General features: G+C 70.8%; 20 protein-coding genes and 1 tRNA gene. 5 read left to right on the top strand and 16 right to left on the bottom strand.

Features of this window, described 5'->3' with window-relative positions; all coding sequences use genetic code 11:
- Positions 1–254: 254 nt before the first annotated feature.
- From ACYVKI_RS07325 to ACYVKI_RS07290, 8 genes are all read right to left on the bottom strand, one after another.
- A complete protein-coding gene (locus tag ACYVKI_RS07325; protein WP_460689687.1) occupies positions 255–458 on the bottom strand; it encodes a hypothetical protein in 204 nt (67 codons plus the stop codon).
- Positions 458–1,231 (bottom strand): hypothetical protein, encoded by a 774-nt coding sequence (locus ACYVKI_RS07320; protein WP_460689686.1) that lies wholly within the window; start codon positions 1,229–1,231, stop codon positions 458–460. The genes ACYVKI_RS07325 and ACYVKI_RS07320 overlap by 1 nt, the downstream gene beginning before the upstream one ends.
- A 457-nt stretch (positions 1,232–1,688) precedes the next feature.
- Positions 1,689–2,222, bottom strand: coding sequence for a hypothetical protein (locus ACYVKI_RS07315; protein WP_460689685.1), 534 nt, complete (start codon positions 2,220–2,222; stop codon positions 1,689–1,691).
- A 342-nt stretch (positions 2,223–2,564) separates the two neighbouring features.
- Entirely contained in the window at positions 2,565–3,056 is a 492-nt protein-coding gene (locus ACYVKI_RS07310; protein WP_460689684.1) for a cupredoxin domain-containing protein, read from the bottom strand.
- Between the two features lie 39 nt (positions 3,057–3,095).
- Positions 3,096–3,812, bottom strand: a complete 717-nt coding sequence (locus tag ACYVKI_RS07305; protein ID WP_460689683.1) for a hypothetical protein — start codon at positions 3,810–3,812, stop codon at positions 3,096–3,098.
- Positions 3,809–4,384, bottom strand: coding sequence for an RNA polymerase sigma factor (locus tag ACYVKI_RS07300; RefSeq protein WP_460689682.1), 576 nt, complete (start codon positions 4,382–4,384; stop codon positions 3,809–3,811). The genes ACYVKI_RS07305 and ACYVKI_RS07300 overlap by 4 nt, the downstream gene beginning before the upstream one ends.
- The gene (locus ACYVKI_RS07295) at positions 4,362–5,183 is read right to left on the bottom strand and encodes an SDR family NAD(P)-dependent oxidoreductase (RefSeq protein WP_460689681.1); all 822 of its coding nucleotides are present in this window, start codon (positions 5,181–5,183) and stop codon (positions 4,362–4,364) included. The genes ACYVKI_RS07300 and ACYVKI_RS07295 overlap by 23 nt, the downstream gene beginning before the upstream one ends.
- Before the next feature lie 116 nt (positions 5,184–5,299).
- Positions 5,300–6,211 carry a LysR family transcriptional regulator gene (locus tag ACYVKI_RS07290; RefSeq protein WP_460689680.1) on the bottom strand — a complete coding sequence of 304 codons (912 nt, stop codon included), beginning with the start codon at positions 6,209–6,211 and terminating at the stop codon, positions 5,300–5,302.
- A 109-nt stretch (positions 6,212–6,320) separates the two neighbouring features.
- Here ACYVKI_RS07290 and ACYVKI_RS07285 point away from each other — a divergent pair, with 109 nt between their 5' ends.
- The 3 genes from ACYVKI_RS07285 (at position 6,321) to ACYVKI_RS07275 (ending at position 8,593) form a co-directional block, all read left to right on the top strand.
- Positions 6,321–7,067 (top strand): LysE family translocator, encoded by a 747-nt coding sequence (locus ACYVKI_RS07285; protein ID WP_460689679.1) that lies wholly within the window; start codon positions 6,321–6,323, stop codon positions 7,065–7,067.
- A gap of 304 nt (positions 7,068–7,371) precedes the next feature.
- Complete coding sequence (locus ACYVKI_RS07280; protein ID WP_460689678.1) at positions 7,372–7,635, top strand: glutaredoxin domain-containing protein; 264 nt, start codon at positions 7,372–7,374, stop codon at positions 7,633–7,635.
- A 181-nt stretch (positions 7,636–7,816) separates the two neighbouring features.
- Positions 7,817–8,593: a Pr6Pr family membrane protein gene (locus ACYVKI_RS07275; protein WP_460689677.1), complete on the top strand. Its 777-nt coding sequence runs from the start codon at positions 7,817–7,819 to the stop codon at positions 8,591–8,593.
- Between the two features lie 54 nt (positions 8,594–8,647).
- On the opposite strand, the gene ACYVKI_RS07270 is transcribed toward ACYVKI_RS07275, so the two are convergent.
- From ACYVKI_RS07270 to ACYVKI_RS07240, 7 genes are all read right to left on the bottom strand, one after another.
- Positions 8,648–11,176, bottom strand: coding sequence for a CHAT domain-containing protein (locus tag ACYVKI_RS07270; protein ID WP_460689676.1), 2,529 nt, complete (start codon positions 11,174–11,176; stop codon positions 8,648–8,650).
- 157 nt (positions 11,177–11,333) lie between these two features.
- On the bottom strand, positions 11,334–11,921 hold the full coding sequence (locus ACYVKI_RS07265; RefSeq protein WP_460689675.1) for a hypothetical protein: 588 nt from the start codon (positions 11,919–11,921) through the stop codon (positions 11,334–11,336).
- Positions 11,918–12,571 carry an RNA polymerase sigma factor gene (locus tag ACYVKI_RS07260; protein ID WP_460689674.1) on the bottom strand — a complete coding sequence of 218 codons (654 nt, stop codon included), beginning with the start codon at positions 12,569–12,571 and terminating at the stop codon, positions 11,918–11,920. Before ACYVKI_RS07260 ends, ACYVKI_RS07265 begins: the two co-directional genes overlap by 4 nt.
- Positions 12,568–14,217 carry a S8 family serine peptidase gene (locus tag ACYVKI_RS07255; RefSeq protein ID WP_460689673.1) on the bottom strand — a complete coding sequence of 550 codons (1,650 nt, stop codon included), beginning with the start codon at positions 14,215–14,217 and terminating at the stop codon, positions 12,568–12,570. The genes ACYVKI_RS07260 and ACYVKI_RS07255 overlap by 4 nt, the downstream gene beginning before the upstream one ends.
- Positions 14,218–14,304: 87 nt before the next feature.
- Complete coding sequence (locus ACYVKI_RS07250; RefSeq protein WP_460689672.1) at positions 14,305–15,621, bottom strand: DUF6895 family protein; 1,317 nt, start codon at positions 15,619–15,621, stop codon at positions 14,305–14,307.
- Positions 15,584–15,859 (bottom strand): hypothetical protein, encoded by a 276-nt coding sequence (locus ACYVKI_RS07245; protein ID WP_460689671.1) that lies wholly within the window; start codon positions 15,857–15,859, stop codon positions 15,584–15,586. Before ACYVKI_RS07245 ends, ACYVKI_RS07250 begins: the two co-directional genes overlap by 38 nt.
- 246 nt (positions 15,860–16,105) lie before the next feature.
- Positions 16,106–16,178: transfer RNA gene (locus ACYVKI_RS07240), tRNA-Ala, on the bottom strand.
- A 267-nt stretch (positions 16,179–16,445) separates the two neighbouring features.
- Here ACYVKI_RS07240 and ACYVKI_RS07235 point away from each other — a divergent pair.
- Both ACYVKI_RS07235 and ACYVKI_RS07230 read left to right on the top strand, forming a co-directional pair.
- Complete coding sequence (locus ACYVKI_RS07235) at positions 16,446–17,300, top strand: Cof-type HAD-IIB family hydrolase (RefSeq protein ID WP_460689670.1); 855 nt, start codon at positions 16,446–16,448, stop codon at positions 17,298–17,300.
- Positions 17,301–17,312: 12 nt separating this feature from the next.
- Entirely contained in the window at positions 17,313–17,549 is a 237-nt protein-coding gene (locus ACYVKI_RS07230; RefSeq protein ID WP_460689669.1) for a hypothetical protein, read from the top strand.
- A gap of 2 nt (positions 17,550–17,551) precedes the next feature.
- On the opposite strand, the gene ACYVKI_RS07225 is transcribed toward ACYVKI_RS07230, so the two are convergent.
- A complete protein-coding gene (locus ACYVKI_RS07225; protein WP_460689668.1) occupies positions 17,552–19,039 on the bottom strand; it encodes a PepSY-associated TM helix domain-containing protein in 1,488 nt (495 codons plus the stop codon).
- Positions 19,040–19,107 lie beyond the last annotated feature (68 nt).

Below are 19,107 nucleotides of genomic sequence, written 5' to 3'. Positions count from 1 at the left end.
CTGGATCGCTCGATCATGCGGTCCTGTCCTGCACGGCCCGAGCGGTCTGACTGATCTGAGCCGCCGGGCTGGCCTGGTCGGTCGTCGTCACGGTCTCGAGCACCATTGTCGGGCCGCTGATCCTGCTGCCCACCTGACTCGTCAGGGCGAGGTTGTGGATCGGCCGGACGCTCCTCCGGCTGCACCGGGCGCTCTTCCGGGGTACCTTCGGGATCCGCCGGGCGCTCATCAGGTTCGACAGGCCTGGCGTCGTCCTACTCGGAGTCTTCGGAGGTGTCCAGAGAGTCGTGTGGGTCAGACGCGGGCACCGCGTCGGACCTGACCTCCGCAGGCACGTCACGGACCGACTCCTCGGCCTCCGCATGGGCCGGCAGCGCGCTCAGCGGTGCACTGAGGCCCACCACCACGGCGGCTGCAAGTCCTGCACGCACTCCGACAGGCCGATTCACAGGCATCATCAAGCATCCCCTCGGTCTCGGGAGAGCGCCACCACCAAACCATCCGGCTGCCGCACCCACATGCCCCCCCCGGGGGACACCCCGATCACTCTGTCAGTCTCCCTATACACGTGCTGGTCGAGCACGAGGTGGCGCCCGCTCTCGGCCTCGACCACGGCCGCAGGCCCCAACGCCACGCTGAAGTCGGCTCCGTCCCAGGCCGGTGCCTCGGCGGCCGGGGTCGGCGTCTCCAGGACAGCGTGGGCCACGCCCTCCTCGAGATCATGGACCATGTAGTAGCTCTGCTCCTCGGCCGCCCAATGGGACAGCCCGTACCCATACCCCACCGCCAGGTGCTTGCTGAATACGAAACCTTCCTCAGGAGCCGCCAGAGCCGTCGAGTCCTCGTCATCTGTCCATGGAATCCGGACGACCTCAGGCTCGCCGGGCCTGGCCTGGACGACCCCTGACCGGTCCGCCGCCCCAGTGATCAGTTCGGGGTTGACCTCCAGCAGCTCCGGCTCCTCCGAGTCCAGGGCCAACAGGTGGACACCGTTCTGGTCGTGCAGCAGTGGCATCTCTCCCATCGCCGTGACCTCGGCGCCCTCGGGGATCTCCCACCTCTGCTCCTCCCCTGCGGCGGTCACCACTGTGAACGCGTTCTCGGTCCGAACGCCCACGGCGTCGACGGCGTCCTCGGCCTCCCCCAGCAGCCGCAGCTCCGTCGTCCACTGCAGCTCCGAGTCCAGCTGGATCTCCGCCACCTGCTCACCGGTCAGCCCTGCCCTCAGCACCAGTGCGTCGCCCTCCTCATCGATGCTCAGGACCCCTGCCGAGAACTCGGAGAGCTACCTGGCCTCCGATGGCGGAAGATCCCACAGCCGCATGGGGCACTCGTCCCGGAGGTCAGCCCTGGAGTCCACGAGGTCCGGACCCGTCGTCACGGGAGTTTCTCTCGCCGCGTCGTCCTCACCCGTTACGGCGTACCAGGCGACGACGCCGACGAGCACCGCCCCTATCACGCCCAGTACCGCGCCCCTCCGACGGCGTCGTTTCCGCCGTTCTCGGTCCTGCGCGCGGCGCGCGCTGCGGCTGAGCACTTCACACTCGCCGGTATCCAGGGGAGGTTCCCCCTCGGCGGCACCGTGACCAGCAGGCGTGGGCTTCGAGGCGACGTCGGCCGCACCTGACGGATGCTCCCCGTCCCCATGCCCAGCCGCGCCTTCGTCCTCCGCGTCCGTCTGCGGCGGCTCAGCGGTCCGGATGCGCGTCGCCAGCGCCGCAGGCGCGGGGACCGCATGCCCCCTGCGCGTCAAGGGTGAAGACCGTGGGGCGGATGCCCAACAGGTCCCCGACCACCTCGGCAGGACGTCCCGCGGCACGGATCACTGCCGCGAGTTCCTGACGCAGCTCCGCCCCGTCGATGCGGCGCGGTGCCCCTCCCGGGACCGTCAGCGTCCACTCCGTGCAGTTGAGCAGGAAGTCCACCGCCTGACGAGGCGGCCGTTCGCACCGCTCCGGTTCGATGTATTCGAGCGTCCAGCACCCAGGCTCGATGACATCGGCAGCACCCTGCTCAACGTCGAGCCCGATGACCGGGGACAGGCGTCTATGATGTCCGCGTCGCACAGCGGCCAGCGCGGAGGCGAGGTCCGGGTGCGGGGTCTGCAGACCCTCCCGATCAGTGACGTTCACCGCGACGTCGAGGCGCACCGGAATCAGCAAGGGCGAGCTGCTCCCAGCATCCGCCGCGTCCCCCGTCACCCGTCCCGGATCGCCTGCCACCTCAGCCTCTTTCTCGCCGCACCGCAACGGTGATCGTTCGGAAGCCTCACCTGGAGGCTGTGCTCACCGTTCTACCAGCTGGACATACCGAGTCACCAGAGATCCGCACACCTTCTCCCGAGGTGAGACACCGGCGCCCGACGGCGACCACTGACCCTGCCGCTACCCTGACGCCCTGACGGATGATGACATGGGTGCCCGCCCGAAGGTCGCGGACCGGCCTGCCTCACCCCGGCGTGAGCGGGGTGTCCGTGAACTTCATGCGATCCGCACAGACGGGCACGTCCACCACGTGGCCGCGAGGACGCCGTGGCGCCTGTCAGAGGACTGTTGGAGGGCCGGTCACTCGACGACGAGCGTGCCGGTCATATACGGATGAGGCACGCAGTGCAGGCCGTAGTCGCCCGGTTCCTCGGGCGCGACGAAGGAGACGGTCTCCCCAGGGCCCACGTCGACGTCGAAGAGCCCGACCTCGTCGGAGGTGACGGTGTGGGCATCGCTGTCGTGGTTGGTGACAGTGATCTCGGCCCCAGGCGCCACGGGCTCCGGGACGTCGAACTCATGGTCGGTGATGGTCAGGTGGGTCCCTGCTTCGCTGTCAGCTTCCTCACCGTCAGCTTCTTCGACCTCCTCGGCGTCGGTGTCTTCGGTCTCCCGAGGGGCGCCGTAGCCGGTCCGGGGGCTCTCCGCCTCCTCCTCGGCGCCCTGATCATCGGTCGGATCGTCGCCCTGACAGCCGACCAGCAGAAGCCCCGCGGCGGCCAGGACGGCCAGGGGCGTGTTCGCCCGGCGGATCCCGGGCTGTGCAGGAGTTCTCCTCAGGTGTGGTCTCATACCGGAGATACGTCTGGGAGCCGCAGAGGGATTGGTCGGTCACAGGCGCGCGGAGGCCCACCGCTGCCCGTCCTGGTCGACGAGCACGACCTCCACCACACCAGGAGCGTCGTCGGGGACCACCCAGGTGCCGCCGTCCGCGCCCACCGGCCACTCGCCGATCTCCTGCACAGTGCCGTCGGCCAGCCGCACCAGACAGGTGACGGTCGGACTCTCCGAGGGCTCCACCACATCGATGACCAGCAGCGCCCCCGATTCCCCGTAGGCACGCGTGACCTCCCCGACCTGCTCGACGCCCCGTTCGACGTCCTGCTCGATGTCGTGCCCGACGTCCTGCTCGACGTCGGCGGTGACGAGGGGGGTCCGCCCTGAATCCTCCGGGCCCGCCGGCGGCTGTCCTGTGAGCACGCCCCAGGTGATGCCCATCCCGGCGGCCAGGCCCGCCGCCGCGGCCGCGGCCGGCAGCAGGACCCTTCTCAGCCGCCCGCGGCGCCGGCCCCGGAGGTCAGAGTCGGACACGCCAGACGGCGGCTCCATCCCCAGGCTGGCCAGCACCCGTGACTCCAGCCCCGGTGCCGGGGCGGCGCGCGGCGCCGCCGGGAGGACAGCCTCCACACCGTCGAGGAGCTCGTTGACGGAACGGCGGCAGCTCGGACACTGCGCCATGTGCTCCATCAGAGACGCCGTGGACTCGACGTCACCGGTGCCCAGCGCGAGGTCCACCAGCAGGTGCGGATCGGGGTGGGTCTGGGTCATGGCCCGGCCTCCTCTCGGTCCCGCAGGCGACGCAGTCCGTCCCGGATGCGTGTCTTGGCCGTGCCGAGGGGGATCGACTCCCGGTCGGCGACCTCAGCGGCGGTGCATCCGCAGAACACTGCCAGCACCACCGCCCGCGCCTGGGGCGGTGAGAGGCCGTGCAACCTGCGGACAGCCCGCTCCGACTCCATCTGATTGAGCACCGTCTCCTCCTGGTCCGGCGCTGGGTCCAAGGAGTCGTGCACGAGCCGGTCCAGGACCTCGTCCTCCAGAGGAGTGGCACGTCGGGCACGCACGGCGTCGATGGCGGCGTTGCGGGAGATCGCCAACAGCCAGGTCAGCACGGAGGAGCGTCGCAGGTCATAGCTCTCGGCCGCCCGCCAGGCACGCAGGAACACCTCCTGGCTGACGTCCTCGGCGAGGGCCGGGTCGCGGGTGATGCTGACCGCCATCCCGAACACGGCGCGCTGGAATCGGCGCACGAAGGCCGTGGCCGCAGCGGCGTCGCCCACTGCGAGGCCCGCCAACAAGGCGGCGTCATCTGCCCGGTCAGCCCGGGACAACCCTTCCATAGTCCATGGTACGAGTCACGGCCGTCCCGAGATGGTTCGGGTCAGCATCGCCCTGCAGCGGGCCCCGGTTTCGACCCAGCTCGACGCCGGTGTACTCGGCCAGCGCAGCCAGCAGCTGCTCCTGGAACTGATCGTCGTGGACGGGGCCATGGGGCTCTTCGCGACGCCGGTGGTGCCAGTACCCGCCGACGTCGGCGGCGGCGTCGTCGGTGACGGCCATCCACTCCTGGGTCCGAGCTCCCTCCTGGAGGTCGCCGGTGGCTGCGGCGCCGCCCATACGAGTGGGTACCCAACCGAGGTCCACGGCGTGTGAGGCGGTCTCCGACCACAGGCGGTCGACGACGACGGTCAGGGCGGTGACCATCAGCTTGGAGTCCGCATAGGTGGCGGTCTCCTCCGCCCCCGCCCAGTCCAGTCCCTCGAGTGTGGGGTGGCCGCCGTGATGCAGCCCGCTGGAGAGGTGGATCAGCCGTCGAGGTCGGGGCAGCAGCGCCGTGAGGAGGTACGGGGCCACCACATTGACCGGCAGCAGGTGCGCGCCGCGGAGGACTCCGGCGTTGTGGATGACCGCGTCGAAGCCGCCGATCGCCTTCGCCTGCGCGACGATGCCCCGGACCTGGTCCACCTCGGCCAGGTCCCCGACGACCGCGGACGCGCCCTCGTCCACCAGTGGCCGCAGGGAGTCGAGACGGTCGTGGTGACGGGCATGGACTGTGAGGTCGTGGCCGGCCGCCTGCAGATTCTCCGCGGCGATGCGTCCGAGCCCGTCGGCGGCCCCGGTGATGAGGATGCCTGCCACGAAGCTGGTCCTTCCGGTGTGCTCGCAGGATAGTCAGTGGAGCCCCCGCCGCGCGAGGCTTCGGCGTCGTCGACTGCCGCATCCCTCACCGCTCACTCCTGCACCCCGGGCCGCCCTCAGACACGCGCGGACAGCTCCATCAGCGTCCGCAGCGCGCGCTGCACCACGGGACGCGGCTGCGGAGCCCGCCGGGCGTGCACCACGATGCGTCGGCGGACTTCCGGAGCGGTCAGCGCCCGGACCGGGAGCCTCTCCCCCACGCCGGTGAGCGCCAGCCGCGGCAGGACCGTGAGTCCGATTCCGGCCTCGACCAACGCAAGCGCCGCGTGATGATCATCCAGCCGCGCCACATACCCCGGCGCGAACCCCGCCGCACGGCAGGCGGTGCTGATGATCCGGCCCGTGGGGCTGTCGTAGATGTCGTGGTCGATCCAGGGCTCGTCCTGCAGCTCCTGCAGCGGAATGACCTCGCGGTCGGCCAATCGATGTCCCGCGGGCAGCACCACGAAGAAGTCGTCCACCGCCAGCGGATGCCGCTCGTAGCCGTCCAGGTGCAGGCCAGCCCCCTGCTCCGGCGACTCATCGAGAGGCTCGTTGCGGATGTCGAGGTCGGCGTGGCGGCGACCGTGTCCGCCGTAGGGCTCGTTGAGGCTGACCTCCACCGTGACCTGCGGGTGGTGGGTGCGGACCGCCTCGATGACCTCCGGAAGCCAGACCTGAGCGGCCGACGAGAAGCACGCCACCGCCAGGTGCTCCACCGGCGACTCCCGCAGGTCGGCGATGGTGCGGTCCAGCCGACGCAGCTCGGTGAGCACCCCTGAGGAGTGGGCGACGAGTTCCCGGGCCGCCTCGGTGGGCACGATACCCCGGCCCTCCCGGGTGAACAGCTCCAGCCCGGTCTCGTGGGCCAGCTGCTTCATGTGCTGGCTGACGGTCGCCGGCGAGTAATTCAGGTTCCGGGCGGCCGCGTGGATGGAGCCGCTGGCGATCACGGCCTCCAGCATCTGGAGACGGTGTGGATTCTGCATGCCATGACTATACGGTGCTGGCAAACAATCGTTCAAGAACACGTGCTTGTCCCTAACGATGGGAGGAGATGGAATGGTGAGGCTGGACGTTCGCCCCCGAGGAGACATCGTGACCCTGAGCAGCTACCTGGCCTTTCTCGGCGTCGCCGCGATCCTGGCGGTCACGCCGGGCCCGGACACCTTCCTGGCGCTGCGCTACGCCATGGCTGGCCGTCGCCCCGGCCTGCTGGCCGCCACCGGCTCCTCCGTGGCGATCTTCGCCTGGGCCGGGCTGGCGGCGGCCGGCGTGGCGGCCGCGCTGCACAGCTCCACCACCGCCTTCTACGGACTCACGCTGCTCGGCGGCACCTACCTGATCATCCTGGGCGCCCGGGCGCTGCGCGCCGCGCGGGCGGCCTGGGCGTCCCGTCCGGCCGGCTCCGTTCCGATCACGTCTGCCGTCCATGCCCACGGGCCGAGGCTCGACGCCGGGCCAGCCAGGACCGACGACGAGGATGCCGTCGGCCGGTCAGGATCGGTCGCCGTCGCCGCGCCGCCCAGGACCCGGAACCGGACCGCACTGCTGGCCGGGGTGACCACGTGCCTGACGAATCCGAAGACCGGGCTGTTCTTCATCGCCCTGTTCCCGCAGTTCACCTCGGCCGAGATGAGCGTGCCGCAGGTGACCTTCGCCCTGGGCGGGACGGTGGCGCTGTGCATCTTCCTCTATCTGGTGGCCGTCGTGGTGCTGGCCGACGCCGCCCGTCGCTGGCTGGCCCGACCGGCGGTCACCCACGGCATCCAGGCCGTCAGCGGGGCAGTCCTGGGCGGGCTGGGCGTCTACATGGTCGCCACGGCTCTGCCTCAGCTGATCTGAGCCTCAGGCCCCGCCCTCAATACCGGCCAGGGCGGCGGCCAGGTAGCCCTTGCTCCGCGCGCGGACGTCGCCTCCGACGACGAAGGAGAACTCCGTGTCCCTGTTTCAGGGGCCAGGTCCCGCCATGACGCGCGCCCGCCCCAGTGCGGCGTCGTATCCCGGGAACAGGGACAGCGACTGTGCTCGGCCCCTTGTCCGCCCCGGGAATCCTCCTGCAGCGCCGATGGTTCCCCCTGTGGACGTCGCTGCAGCAGTGGACGTCGGCACAGCATCCCACCGATCGCATCGCCCGAGAGGACCCGCCATGACCGAGACGACCCCCGCCACGATCCGCATGTTCGGCGCCCAGTGGTGCGGCGACTGCCGCCGCACCAAGGCGCAGCTGGACGGCCTCGGCATCGCCTACCAGTACATCGACCTGGAGCAGGATGTGGCAGCCGCCGACGTCGCCCGGGAGATCTCCGGGCGCACCAACATCCCCGTGGTGGCCTACCCGGACGGTTCCCACCACGTGGAGCCCAGCAACGACGACGTCGCCGCCAAGCTGCGGGAGCTGCAGATCATCTGAGCGGTCGCAGCGGACTGCCGCGGAGCGCGACCTCCCCTGACGGCCCCACGGCGAGCCCTCAGTCCTGGCCCACGAGATGCTGATGCGCTATACATGGTCGGATGACCACCCGTGCGTCGGCCGTCCGGCGGTGAGCCTGACGGCGTCGGCGGGGTGCGGCGAGGGGGAAGGACGTCACCGGGTGGCCGAGGCCGAGAAGATGACCCAGCACGGAGGTGCGCACGCACCGACCGGGCCGCAGATCGCCCTGCGCCGACTGCCGCCGAGCCTGATCCTCTGGTCCGCCCTGCGGGTGCTCGTCGGCGTGCTCGCGGCCACAGCGGTGATCGCGCAGTTCGTCGCCGCCTGGTACGGCGCCCTCGAACACGGCCGGCCCCTGGGCGCCACCGTGGGGAACTTCTTCAGCTACTTCACGATCCTCTCCAACTCAGCCGCAGCGGTGTTCCTCTCCTGGGCCGGACTGCGCCCGCTGATCCGTCGGCGCGGTTCCCAGGTGGACCCACCGGCGCTCTCCCTGGGGCTGGCCTGCATCACCAGCTGCGTGCTGATCACCGGGGCGGTGTACAACACCCTGCTGCGGCATCTTCCGCTGCCTCCAGGCAGCGATCCCCCGCCGTGGTCGAACGAAGTGCTGCACCTGGTGGTGCCCCTGTTCGTCTTCGCCGACCTGCTGGTGGGGCCGCGTCGTCGGGCGCTGCCCTGGCGTTCCCTGTGGGTGATGGTGGCGTTCCCGCTGCTGTGGGCGATCTACACGATGGTCCGGGGCCCGCTGGTCACCGATCCGGCCACCGGCGCCCCCTTCTGGTACCCGTATCCCTTCATGGATCCGGGCAGCCCGGACCTGGCCCCGGTGGCCGGCTACCCCGGCGTGATCCTGCACCTGGCCGGCATCGCGGTGGCCATGATCGCGGTCAGCGCCGTCGTCGTCTGGTGCGGACGCCGCGGGCCCGGGCTGTAACGGACGGGACGCACCCTGGGCCAGAGGCTGTCGGCCAGGCGTGCCGGACCACCCTCACCCCGGCAGGGCGGACCAGTCTCGACCGTAGGCGCAGAACAGTCGAGACTCCGGGTGCGCCTCCCCGATCTCCGCCAGAGCAGCAGCGGCATCCGTCCCGCGCGCCAGCTGCCGATGGTAGGCCACCATCGCCTCGGCCGAGGTCTCGTCCCGGACCGGAGCGACGGCAGCGATCACTGAGTCGACCCCGCAGGCCAACAGGGCCGCTGTCAGCCCGAGGGGCTCCTCACCCGGCCGGATCACGGCCCGTCCGACGTCGCAGGCCGACAGCACGATGTGTCGGGCGCCGATTCCGGAGCTCTGGAGCTCGTGGGCGAACACCGGCCCGTCCGCCAGAAGGATCGAGGAGAACAGGGGGCTCTGCTCATGATGCGTGCCATGTGCGGCGACGTGGACCAGCCGGCTGCGCTGCAGGGCCTCGATCATCGCCGCCCCGTCTGCCTCCTGGTCGATCATTGTCCGGCCCCGTGGCCACGCCCGCCCCACCGCCTCCACCTCCTCGGTGGCGCGGCAGAGGCCTGGGCCCGCCATCGCGGCGACCTGCAGCGGTTCCACGCCCGGCCGCTCCTGGCCCACCGGGACCGTCTGGTCCGTCTGGTCCGTCTGGTCCGTTCGGCCGGCCGGTCCGGCCCAGAATGTCGCAGACGGGGCGACCGTCACCACCCGGCCGCTCAGCTGGGGCAACATTCCCCACGGCAGCGAGGCGAGAAGACGAGTGGGGAGCACCACGACCCGTGCCGTGCTCGGCGACGCCGGGGCGAGCACCCTGCCCAGATCGGCCAGGGCCGCGTCGACGGCCCGGCGAATCGCCGAACGGAGACGTGGGTCGGTCGCCCGGCCCAGATCCCGGAGGTCTGCAGTGAGGCGGCGCATCAGCCCGGTCACGTCATCGACCGCCGCAAGGTCGGTGAGCCATGCACCCTCACATGTCACCGTGACCGCCCGGAGCCGGTCCCGGTGGACGAACAGGCTCATCAGACCCGTGCTGTGTCGCGCGACGAGCCGTCGCCGAATCGCAGTGACGTCGATCGCAGGCGCCATCGTCCACTCGTCGGCCGGGACGTCAGGAGCGTCAGTGCCCCAATCGCGCCGCTGGATGTGCTCCTCCAGGCGCTCGATCTGATCGCGGAGAGCCTCGGCAGGACCTCGATCCTCGCGCAGCGCCAGGCGGGCCTGCCGCAGTCTGGTCAGCAGCTGCGCCAGTTCGGAGTCTGCGACCGGAGTGACGTTGGGCAGCCGATGGGAGACTCCCCGCCACCTCTCGCAGGCATCGAAGATCTTCGCCGGCGATCCCGACTCCATCGCCAGGTCGATGTCCAGGGCCTGCAGCCGCCGTCCGTGGAGCGCCATCGCGGTCCTGGTGTCGAGCCCGGAGCGACGACCCTGCTCGCGACCCAGTGTCGCCACGCCGGCCAGGACGCTGCCCCGCACGGTGGCGGCGTCACCCTCGGCCGCGGCGATCATGACTCGCACCAGGTGGCGATGCAGGCTGTCCGGCAGACTGAGTCGGCGCGCACGGACTGCCGCAAGGCGCCTCCGTGCCTCCTCGAGGGCGCCGCTGCGGGCGTGCGCCTCGGCCGCCAGCAGCGCCGCCGTCGTGCCGACCCCGCTGGCCTCCGCGGGTCCGTCAGCGAGAACGGAGGCACGGCGCGCGATCTCGTCGGAGGGGAGCTCCGTGGACAGATCGGCCTCGGTCGCCAGGAGCTCCGCCTGGGTCCGCCAGGCCGACTCGTCGTGCTCGACGAAGATCTGCCGCGCTCGTTCGGCTCGACGGCGAGCCAGGGGGTAGTCGCCCTGCAGCATGGCCAGGCGGGCGAACTCCATCGTGATCTCTCCCAGATCGTGCACCAGGTTCTCGTCCTCGGCGATCGCCTCACAGGTGGCCAGGAGGTCGCCGGCGGCATCGAGCAGGCCGGCCTCGAGCAGGACACGGGCTCGGTCGAGATCGGCCTGCGCGGCGCGGACGCCGGCGAGCTCACGGGCCTGGCCCATGAGCTCCAACGCCCGGCTCAGGTGCCCGCGGACGAACTCCAACCGGCCGCGATTATGCAGCGCCGCCGCGGCGACATCGTCGATCCCGTGTCGGCTCGCCAGACGTTCGGCCCGGTCGAGGTCCGCCGCGCTGCCCGCCACATCGCCGAGGAACTGACGCGCGAGTCCGGCGTTGAGGGCGACGACGGCGGCCGCCCGAGGACTCACCTCGACGGCGGAGTCCCCGAGGGACTCCATCGTGGCCAGGGAGGCCGCCCAGTCGCCGAGGCGCCCCTGCAGCCCCGCACGCTGGATCGCCGCAAGGACCCGTACCGCGCTCCCACCGGGCGAGTCCGCCAGCTGGTCCGCCTCGTCCAGCAGGCTGAAGGCCTCCTCACGGTGCCCGGTCTCGAACCGGGTGAGGGCCAGGGTGACCCGGGCACGCCCTGCGACGGTGACGAGGTCGTCGGGCACCGGTCCGGGTCCGATGCGGCTCAGCACCTCACCGATGAGCTCTTCTGCGCGCGTCGGACGCCCATCCGCGTTGGCCGTCACGGCCTGGTCCACCAGAGCGATCAGCTGATCGGGGTCGGCTCCCCTCCTGTCCTCAGGTGGTCGCGGCGGGTCGGCGTGCGCGGGTCGGCCGGAGCGCGCGGGCGACCCGCGGTGAGGTTCGCTGATCGTGGCCTCCCTCCGTGGGTCGGATCTGGGCTCACAGGTCGAAGTAGGGCGTGATGACCGTGTCGTCGCGGTGCCGGAGGATCAGCTGGGCCGGGCCCACCGGGACAGCGTCGACGGTGAAGCGGCCGTCATCGTCGGCCCGAAGGTGGCGCACCGCGCTGGCCCCCGAACGATCTGTGGTGAGGACCCGCAGTTCGATCCTGCACTCCGGCACGGTCACCCATCCGTCGATGCGGACGGCAGCCCCGGTGCGGTCCGCGCCCCTGGCAGCCCCGGCGCCGTGCGGCTCTCCCTCAGGGCTCACCGGCGTGACCGTGATCATCGTGCTGAGGCGATCACAGCTGAAGGTCAGCGTGTCCGTCCGGATCGGAGCACCGTCGCGGAACGCGTCGACGCCGACCAGGACGGGGCCGTCGGCCGTGGGGTCCGCCTGGCTCTCGCCGTACTGCAGCTCGGCGACCTCGGCACGCAGCGCCTGGACGCTCAGCTGAAACCTGATCTCCAGGGCGAGGTCCTCGGGGACGGGATCGGCTGCGGACCACAGCTCGGCGAGATCGGAGAGGATGCGGTCGTCGGTCCCATCCAGCGAGCCGTCGGGGTCCATGTCATCGGCGCTCATGAGCGTCCCTCCCAGGTCGGGTCGGCCAGCAGGGCCGCACGCAGCTTGGCCAGACAGCGGCCCCGGGTCGGGCCGATGCTGCCGACGGGCATCTGCAGCGCGTCGGCGATGGTTGCGTAGTCCGGACGGTCGCTGAAGGCGATCACGCGGAGCAGGGTGCGGCATCGTGCGGAGAGTCGGGTGACGTGGGCCCAGAGTGTGCGCTGTTCGTTGGTCAGGACCGCGTTCTCGGCAGGGTCCGGGGCGGGGTCCGGCAGCCGTTCCTCGGAGCGCAGCTCCTCGCCCGACGTCCGACGGTCGTGACGGACCAAGCGCCAGGATTCCCGGCGGGTGGTGGTGATCAGCCAGCCCAGGACGGCCTGCGGGTCGTCGATCTGGTCAGCGTGCTCAACCAGCCTGAGCCATGCCGTCTGCACCACGTCGCGCGCCGTGTCTTGGTCCAGGCCCTGAGCGCGGGCTGTGTGCCACAGCAGCGGGGTGACCGTCTCGACCAACTCGTCCATCCGGTCCATCTCCCCGGCGCGGAAACCCGCGAACGCCGCGGCGGTCCGCCGAGCCATACTGGGAGCGCCGGCGGTGCCGGTCGGGCCGGCGGTGTGCGTCGGATCGGCCGCGTGGGTCCCGTCTGCGGTGCTCGATGAGCCTGTCACTGCGGGTCATCCTCTCGGTCCGTGCGCCGCCCGGTGGCCGCATGGTGTGCCCGTCGTTCGGCGAGGACCTTCTCCACTGCGTCCGCCACGCTGCCGGATTCTGCGGTCCCCGCCGCGATGTCGCCGGCGACCCATGGTGCGGCGAACGATGTGCCGCTCCACGTGGCGAAGCCCGACCCGAAGTCATCCGGGTCGGCGGTGCCGCGGGTCAGCGGATCGTCACGGTCGACCTCCAGCCATCGGCCACGGCTTCCTGTCAGTGTGACCGGCACGGTGCTGACCACCCCCGCGCCCGGGGCATGGGCGGTCACCCAATCACCGTTGTTGGAGAACGCTGCGACCGTGCGGTCGTCGGGATTGAGGGCACCGACGCTGACCAGCGGTGGCGGGCCGGGCAGCCGCCCGCTCAGCCCCGCCGGGAAGAACGGCGTCGAGGTGGCTCCGTTGCCCGCCGCGGCGACGACGGCCACGCCGGCGTCTGCGAGGGACCTCAGCACCGCCGCCAGCGGCGCTGCGGCGGAAGGATCATCCGGACTCTCGTGGTAGTAGCCCATCGACAGGTTGACGACGTCCAGCGCCTGTTCGACGGACTCGGTCTCCGCCCTGACGGGGATCTCACGGCGGAGGTGCAGGCGCAGCAGCTCACCCAGGGCGAGCAGCACGTCGCTTTCGGCCACCACGCCGTCGGGGCCCATCACCGGCACGTCCAGCAGGTGGGCCTGGGCGCACCGTTGTCGGACGACGCCCGCGACGAAGGTGCCGTGACCGGCCAGTCGGTCGAGCAGCCCGTTGAGCGGGTCGCTCACGACCCCGGTGAACTCAGCCTCAGGGTCATCGAAGCGGGCGAGCACGCGGGGATCGGCTCCGGGGCCGCGATAGCGGCTGAAGCCCTCACCCTCGGAGGCGAACCACGGGTGCGTGCCGACACCGGTGTCCAGGACAGCGACCACCGGCACGTGTCGTGCAGCAGAAGCTGTGAGCCGCGGGTCAGGGGCGCTCCACACCACTGGGGTCCGGCCGCTGCCGCCGCCAGCCGGTCCGGCAGGTCCGCCGACACCGCCCCAGATCCCGCCGACGCCACCCCAGATGCCACCGACGCCACCCCAGATGCCACCGACGCCACCCCAGATCCCGCCGACGCCGCCCCATGTCGTTCCCCCGGCGGGGCCACCAGCGGCCATCAGGTGGTCCAGCGCCACCTGGTTGATCAGCTCGACGTCGTCACGGAAGTCGTAACGAAGCCGCTGGAGCAGGTCCCAGGCGTCCGGAGGGGAAGCAGGCTCGTCGCCCACCGGGGTGATGTCGACCGCGGTATGGAGGGTGCCGTCCAGTCGCTCCCGGTCCCTGCGGTCCCAGGCCTCGGCAGCCTCGGCGTGACGTGGCGCGGCCCTCCAGAACAGGCGCAGGCCCCGTTCGTCGCTCCATGTCTGCAGCGTCTTGATGACACGGTCCGCTGACCCGCCGGGCAGGCCCCGGACCAGAAGCCGTCGCGCGAGGTAGACCGTGGTCCCGAGGTGGGCGCCGGGCGTCTGTACCGCCGTGTCGGGGTCAAGGACTCGGGCACCGTGGCGGGCGAGCTCGGATGGGGGCAGCGCCGGCAACGGCGGTGGGGAGATGTGCCGACGGTTGTCGTGAGTGTCCATCATCGGACCCTTCTCTCGCACGTGGCGGGTGTGATGAGCTTATGTGGAGGGCGTGCCGACCGTCCAGAGGCGCCCGGCGCTCGAGAGGCCTCAGGCGGCCAGGTCTGCGGAGCGCGCCAAACGGGTGAGCAGCTCCCCGGCCTGGATGATCATCGAGGTCGGCGGCGCCTCAGCCTCGAGGAAGGTCAGCACGATCTCGTGGGCTCGGGCGAAGTCCTTCGCAAGCACCGCACGACGGACCCCGACGTCGGCGAGCAGCGGAACCAACGCGCCGCGCTCGTCCGGTTCCGTGGCCGCCAGGACGTCCAGCCACTGGGGTTCCGGGCTGCGCGGCGGCAGCAGGCCGATCAGACGGTCCGCGATCGCGCCCCGTCCCGGTGGTGCCGGCGCTGGCCGCTGGGGCACCGGACGGGCTGTGCGCAGGATCGCCGCCATCAGCAGTCCCCACACATATTCGGTGTGGTAGCTCTCGCGGAAGTAATACCTCGCCTGTGCCGCCGGATCCAGCTCTGCGCAGGTGCTGCTGCGCAGAGTCATCGAGGGGAGGATCCCGAACGCTTCGGTGACGTGGTCGAGCACGCGCAGTGAGAACGTCGCGGTCGGCGACCAGGTGCCGCGGATCAGGGGCCACGTGAGCAGCACTTCGGCCCCGAGATCGAAGTCGTCCTCGTCGAGGCAACGTGCCGTCATCGCGTCGATGTCGGCCAGCAGCTCGGGCTCAGCACGGACCAGGGCCGGTCGGTGCGCCCCGAATCCCGAGGCGTAGATGAGCCCGTGTGTGACGGCGTAGCAGGCCTCCCGCGAGGCGGAGATGACGTCCTGTCCCTGGTTGTAGGCCGTCCGGCGAGTGGCCGCGTCGAGGTCGAGCTCCGGCAGAGGAGCGCCGAGTTCGCGGTGCCAGGCGGCCTCGAGGTCCTTCCACGCCATGCGCTCGGCAGGCCCGACGCTGGTGCTGCTCAGCGCGGCACAGTACTCCTCATGGAACCGCTGATCAGGGTGGCCCAGGGTGGTGAGGCATAGGTGAGCCACACCGAGCTCAGCGGCCATGGCGGGGCGCAGCCGCATCCACAGCGCCGTCTTCTCGTCACGGGCGTGGGGCGCCAGGACTGTGGCGAGTTCGTCGATGCGACTCGTCAGGCGTCTGGGCGGGTTCGGGACCTTGGAGGCGAGGTGCAGCAGCAGGGCTGTCTCGCAGACGAACTTCGCCCGACGGAGGAAGGCCGGGCTGGCGTCGTCGTCGGTGGTGTCCGACTCGGGGGCGGTGAGCAGGTGGGCGGAAGCCTGCTGGGCGAAGTCCAACGTGGCGACGAGGCGGCTGATGAGCTCGCCTCGCCGCCAGTCGGCACCCGGAGTGGGGTGAATCATGACGTCAGCGCCCGGGGCGGCGGAGTCGGTCAGAGAGATCACGCACGTCGGCGGCCTCGTCCAGACCGAGCTGCTCGATGCCGGTCTTCCAGACGTGGATGACAGACGAGTAGCCGGTGGCGATGTAGTCGCCGGAAACGACGTCCGGGTCGAGCACCGTGTCCGGCATGTCTTTGACCATCTCTCCGATGCGTTCGAAGTTCACAGCGCCGTTCTTGCGCAGCGCCTGCAGAACCTCCAGTTCCTTCGCCCCCGCTCTGCGGGGAGTGTTCTCCGGCATGGCAGCCTCCTTGATGTAGCCGAGGATCCACGACCTGTGGATCTGCCCATAAGGAGCACCGACGTGCGCCGGTGATACATCTCGGTGCGAAGAATCTCTCTCGAGCGACATGCAGCCTGGGCAACCCGTGGCACGCCGCGGCGATCTCGAGGACGCGAAGCACAGCTGTGGACGACACACGAGAAAGACCCCCGGACCGATGGTCCGGGGGTCTGCAGTGACTCATCTCGCGACGCATCACATGGGTGGAGCTAAGGGGAGTCGAACCCCTGACCTCGTCGATGCGAACGACGCGCTCTACCAGCTGAGCTATAGCCCCGTATGCAGTTTCTGTCCTGTTCCCCGCGCCGACCCTTCTGCAGATCATCTCCGCAGATCGCCGCGCGCGGCTACACCAGGATATAACCGCGGAGCCGCTCACAGAAATTCCTGGCCGACAGATGACGCCGGGAACCGCCTCTCCCCGCCGTCGTCGCTGGTCACCGGCGCTCAGCGAGCCCCGTCACACGACGTCGACCGGCGTCCCTGCATCCGGGGCGTGAGCACCACCACTGCTGAGCCGGCCTGAATCCCTGATACTGGTGGGATGACCGCCTCCCCCGCGCCCTCCCCCACCGTCGTCGCCGAGCCTGCCTTCGGGCTGCTGCTGGATGTGGACGGCCCCATCGCCTCGCCGGTCTCCCGGACGGTGGCGATCACCTCCATCGGCCGCGACCTGGCCGCCATGGCCAACCGGGGCATCCCGGTCATCTTCAACACCGGGCGCTCCGACGACTTCATCGCCCGTCAGGTGGCCCCGCCGCTGCGCGAGGCAGGCCTGCGCGCGGGCGCCCCGGTCTTCACCATCAGCGAGAAGGGCGCGGTCTGGGCCGAGGTCACCCCGGAGGGCCTCGGCGAGATCCACCTCGACGAGGAGCTGCGCCTGCCCGCCGCCCTGGCCGAGGATGTCCGCACCCTGGTGGCCGAGCGGTTCAGCGGGCACATGTTCTTCGACCAGACCAAGCGGGCGATGATCTCCCTGGAGCAGCGCACCGACGTCGCCAATGAGGACTACCTGGCGGTCCAGCCGGAGTTCGACGCCGCCGTCCCCGCCCTGCTGGAGAAGCACCAGGTCCGTGACGTCCGCGTCGACCCGACCATCATCTCCACCGATATCGAGCACGAGCGCGTCGGCAAGGACCTCGGCGCCGCCCGGGCCCTGGAGCTGCTCCGCGAGCGCGGCATCAGCCCGCAGGCCTGGTACACGATGGGCGACTCCCGCACCGACTACGCGATGGCCTCCTGGCTGCACGAGCACGGCCACCGGGTCAGCCATGTGGACGTCCGCCCCGCCGACGGCATCCCGGAGACCGCGCACCCGGTGCTGACCTCGGACACCGGCGCCATCCATGACGACGCCGGCGCCGAGTTCCTCAGCCGTTGGGCCCGTTCGCTGGGCTGAGGCCAGGACCAGATGCGCCCTGCCACGTCCGTGAACGCCCGCCAGAAGACGCAGGCTCTCCAGAGCCTGCTCGCCGCCGTCGCGCTCAGTCTGCTGGGGCTCGCCCTCGTCTCCGGAGACGTCCCACTCGGCGCACTCACGGTGCCGCAGAGCCCGTTCTTCGGAGCGGTGCTGTTGGCCGCCGGTGTGCTGTTCGCCGTCGCGTCGGGGCTGCGGATCGCGCACCTGCGCTCACGCACGCGCCGCTGACCTCAATCCCGCACCGCTGACGCTGTCGGGGCCTCCTCCCGGCGAGACTGGCGACGACGGTGCACCTGCCAGCACACGTCTCCGAGGACGAACGCCACCAGGCTCACCCCCAACACCGGCAGGAACCAGGCCACCAGCCCCGCTGAGCCGACGGTGAGGCCCACGCCCCACCAGGGAGCTCGGCGCAGCGCCCCGGGAGCAGGCGCCGGACCCATGGCGCGCCCACCATGCCGGGGGCGCCGTTGCCACCACATGAGGTAGCCCCAGATCACCATCACCACCAGGCCGAGGGACAGGGCGAAGAGCATGAGCTGATTCGGCAGTCCGAACAGCGTCCCCATGTGGAGCCAGATGCCCCACTGGGCCAACTGCGCGACGAACGGGTAGTCGTCGAAGCGCAGCGCATCGATGACCTCCATGGACCCGGCGTCCACGGCCACGGCCTGCAGCTCCGGAGCCGGCAGACGCATGGACACGTCCTCCATGCTCCAGGCCTGATCCGCCCCGGTCGGGAGGGTGATCTCCACATGCGTCGAGGTGAATCCGGCCTCCTGAGCGGCGTGGAGGACATGATCGATGGCGGCCGGGTCGACGTCGACCTCCTCCGATGTGCTGTGGTGACCACCGTGGTGCTCATGGCCCGCATGCTCGTCCTCGGCGGGCGCGCCATCACTGAGGTCCGTCTCCACGGCGGGGGTCTGCCAGCTGAGCGCCTGCCGCATATCGGCCACATTGGCCCCGCCGTAGGTGGACCAGGTGATCCCTGTGACGGCCAGGAACAGCCCACCTGCCGCAAACCAGATCCCCAGGGCGGCATGCCAGGAGCGGGTCCGACGGTACCCGGGGCCCGTGCGACCGGGCAGCAGGAGATCCCGCCTCGATCTGCGGGAGGCGCGGAGCGCCCGCCACCGCACCGCCCACAGGCCCACACCGGCCAGCACAACGACGGCGAGCCAGGATGCCGCCAGTTCGCTGTAGATCCGTCCCCAGTCGCCGAGGAAGAGATGCCGATGCGCCTGGGCGATGTCCGTGCGCAGCGGCAGCGAGCCGCTGGTGCCATAGACGTGGTCCTCTCCCAGCACCTCCCCGGTGGCGGGATCGACGAAGACCGCCACGGGCTCGGCCTCATGCCCGTCGGCTCCGTCATCGGCTGCGAACATGACGCGCGTCGTATCACCGAGCTCCGGAGCGGGACGCACGGCGGACGGGACGGCGTCTCCTCCCCGTGCCACCTGGGCGGCGTCCACCTGGTCCTCCAGGGGCAGCCGCTCCTCGCTCGACGACGGCGCCTCCAGCAGATCTGCGTAGACGGCCCGTTCCAGCTGCGGCGAGAAGGCGTAGAGCGCCCCGGTCACGGCGACGACCAGGATGAACGGCCCTACGAGGATCCCTGCGTAGAAATGCAGGCGGCGCAGCATGGCTGGCAGCCAGCCGCGCGTCGCACCGACCGGAGGACGCGCCGTCTCCGGGTTCTCAGTCGTCAAGGTCATGTCTGTCTCCAGGAAGAAAGTCGATCGGGTCAGTCAGACCTGTGGCCGCCTCGTGACAGGGGCTCCTC

This window comes from Nesterenkonia suensis (assembly GCF_054782935.1).
The sequence above is the reverse complement of the archived record's forward strand: the minus strand, read 5'-3'. Positions and strand labels throughout refer to the sequence as shown.

Coding starts and splice junctions, on each gene's coding strand:
- ACYVKI_RS07245 (WP_460689671.1), bottom strand. CDS start 15,859: ATGCCGGAGAACACTCCCCGCAGAGCGGGGGCGAAGGAACTGGAGGTT.
- ACYVKI_RS07255 (WP_460689673.1), bottom strand. CDS start 14,217: ATGATGGACACTCACGACAACCGTCGGCACATCTCCCCACCGCCGTTG.
- ACYVKI_RS07280 (WP_460689678.1), top strand. CDS start 7,372: ATGACCGAGACGACCCCCGCCACGATCCGCATGTTCGGCGCCCAGTGG.
- ACYVKI_RS07310 (WP_460689684.1), bottom strand. CDS start 3,056: ATGAGACCACACCTGAGGAGAACTCCTGCACAGCCCGGGATCCGCCGG.
- ACYVKI_RS07265 (WP_460689675.1), bottom strand. CDS start 11,921: ATGAGCGCCGATGACATGGACCCCGACGGCTCGCTGGATGGGACCGAC.
- ACYVKI_RS07325 (WP_460689687.1), bottom strand. CDS start 458: ATGATGCCTGTGAATCGGCCTGTCGGAGTGCGTGCAGGACTTGCAGCC.
- ACYVKI_RS07290 (WP_460689680.1), bottom strand. CDS start 6,211: ATGCAGAATCCACACCGTCTCCAGATGCTGGAGGCCGTGATCGCCAGC.
- ACYVKI_RS07225 (WP_460689668.1), bottom strand. CDS start 19,039: ATGACCTTGACGACTGAGAACCCGGAGACGGCGCGTCCTCCGGTCGGT.
- ACYVKI_RS07300 (WP_460689682.1), bottom strand. CDS start 4,384: ATGGAAGGGTTGTCCCGGGCTGACCGGGCAGATGACGCCGCCTTGTTG.
- ACYVKI_RS07230 (WP_460689669.1), top strand. CDS start 17,313: ATGCGCCCTGCCACGTCCGTGAACGCCCGCCAGAAGACGCAGGCTCTC.
- ACYVKI_RS07305 (WP_460689683.1), bottom strand. CDS start 3,812: ATGACCCAGACCCACCCCGATCCGCACCTGCTGGTGGACCTCGCGCTG.
- ACYVKI_RS07235 (WP_460689670.1), top strand. CDS start 16,446: ATGACCGCCTCCCCCGCGCCCTCCCCCACCGTCGTCGCCGAGCCTGCC.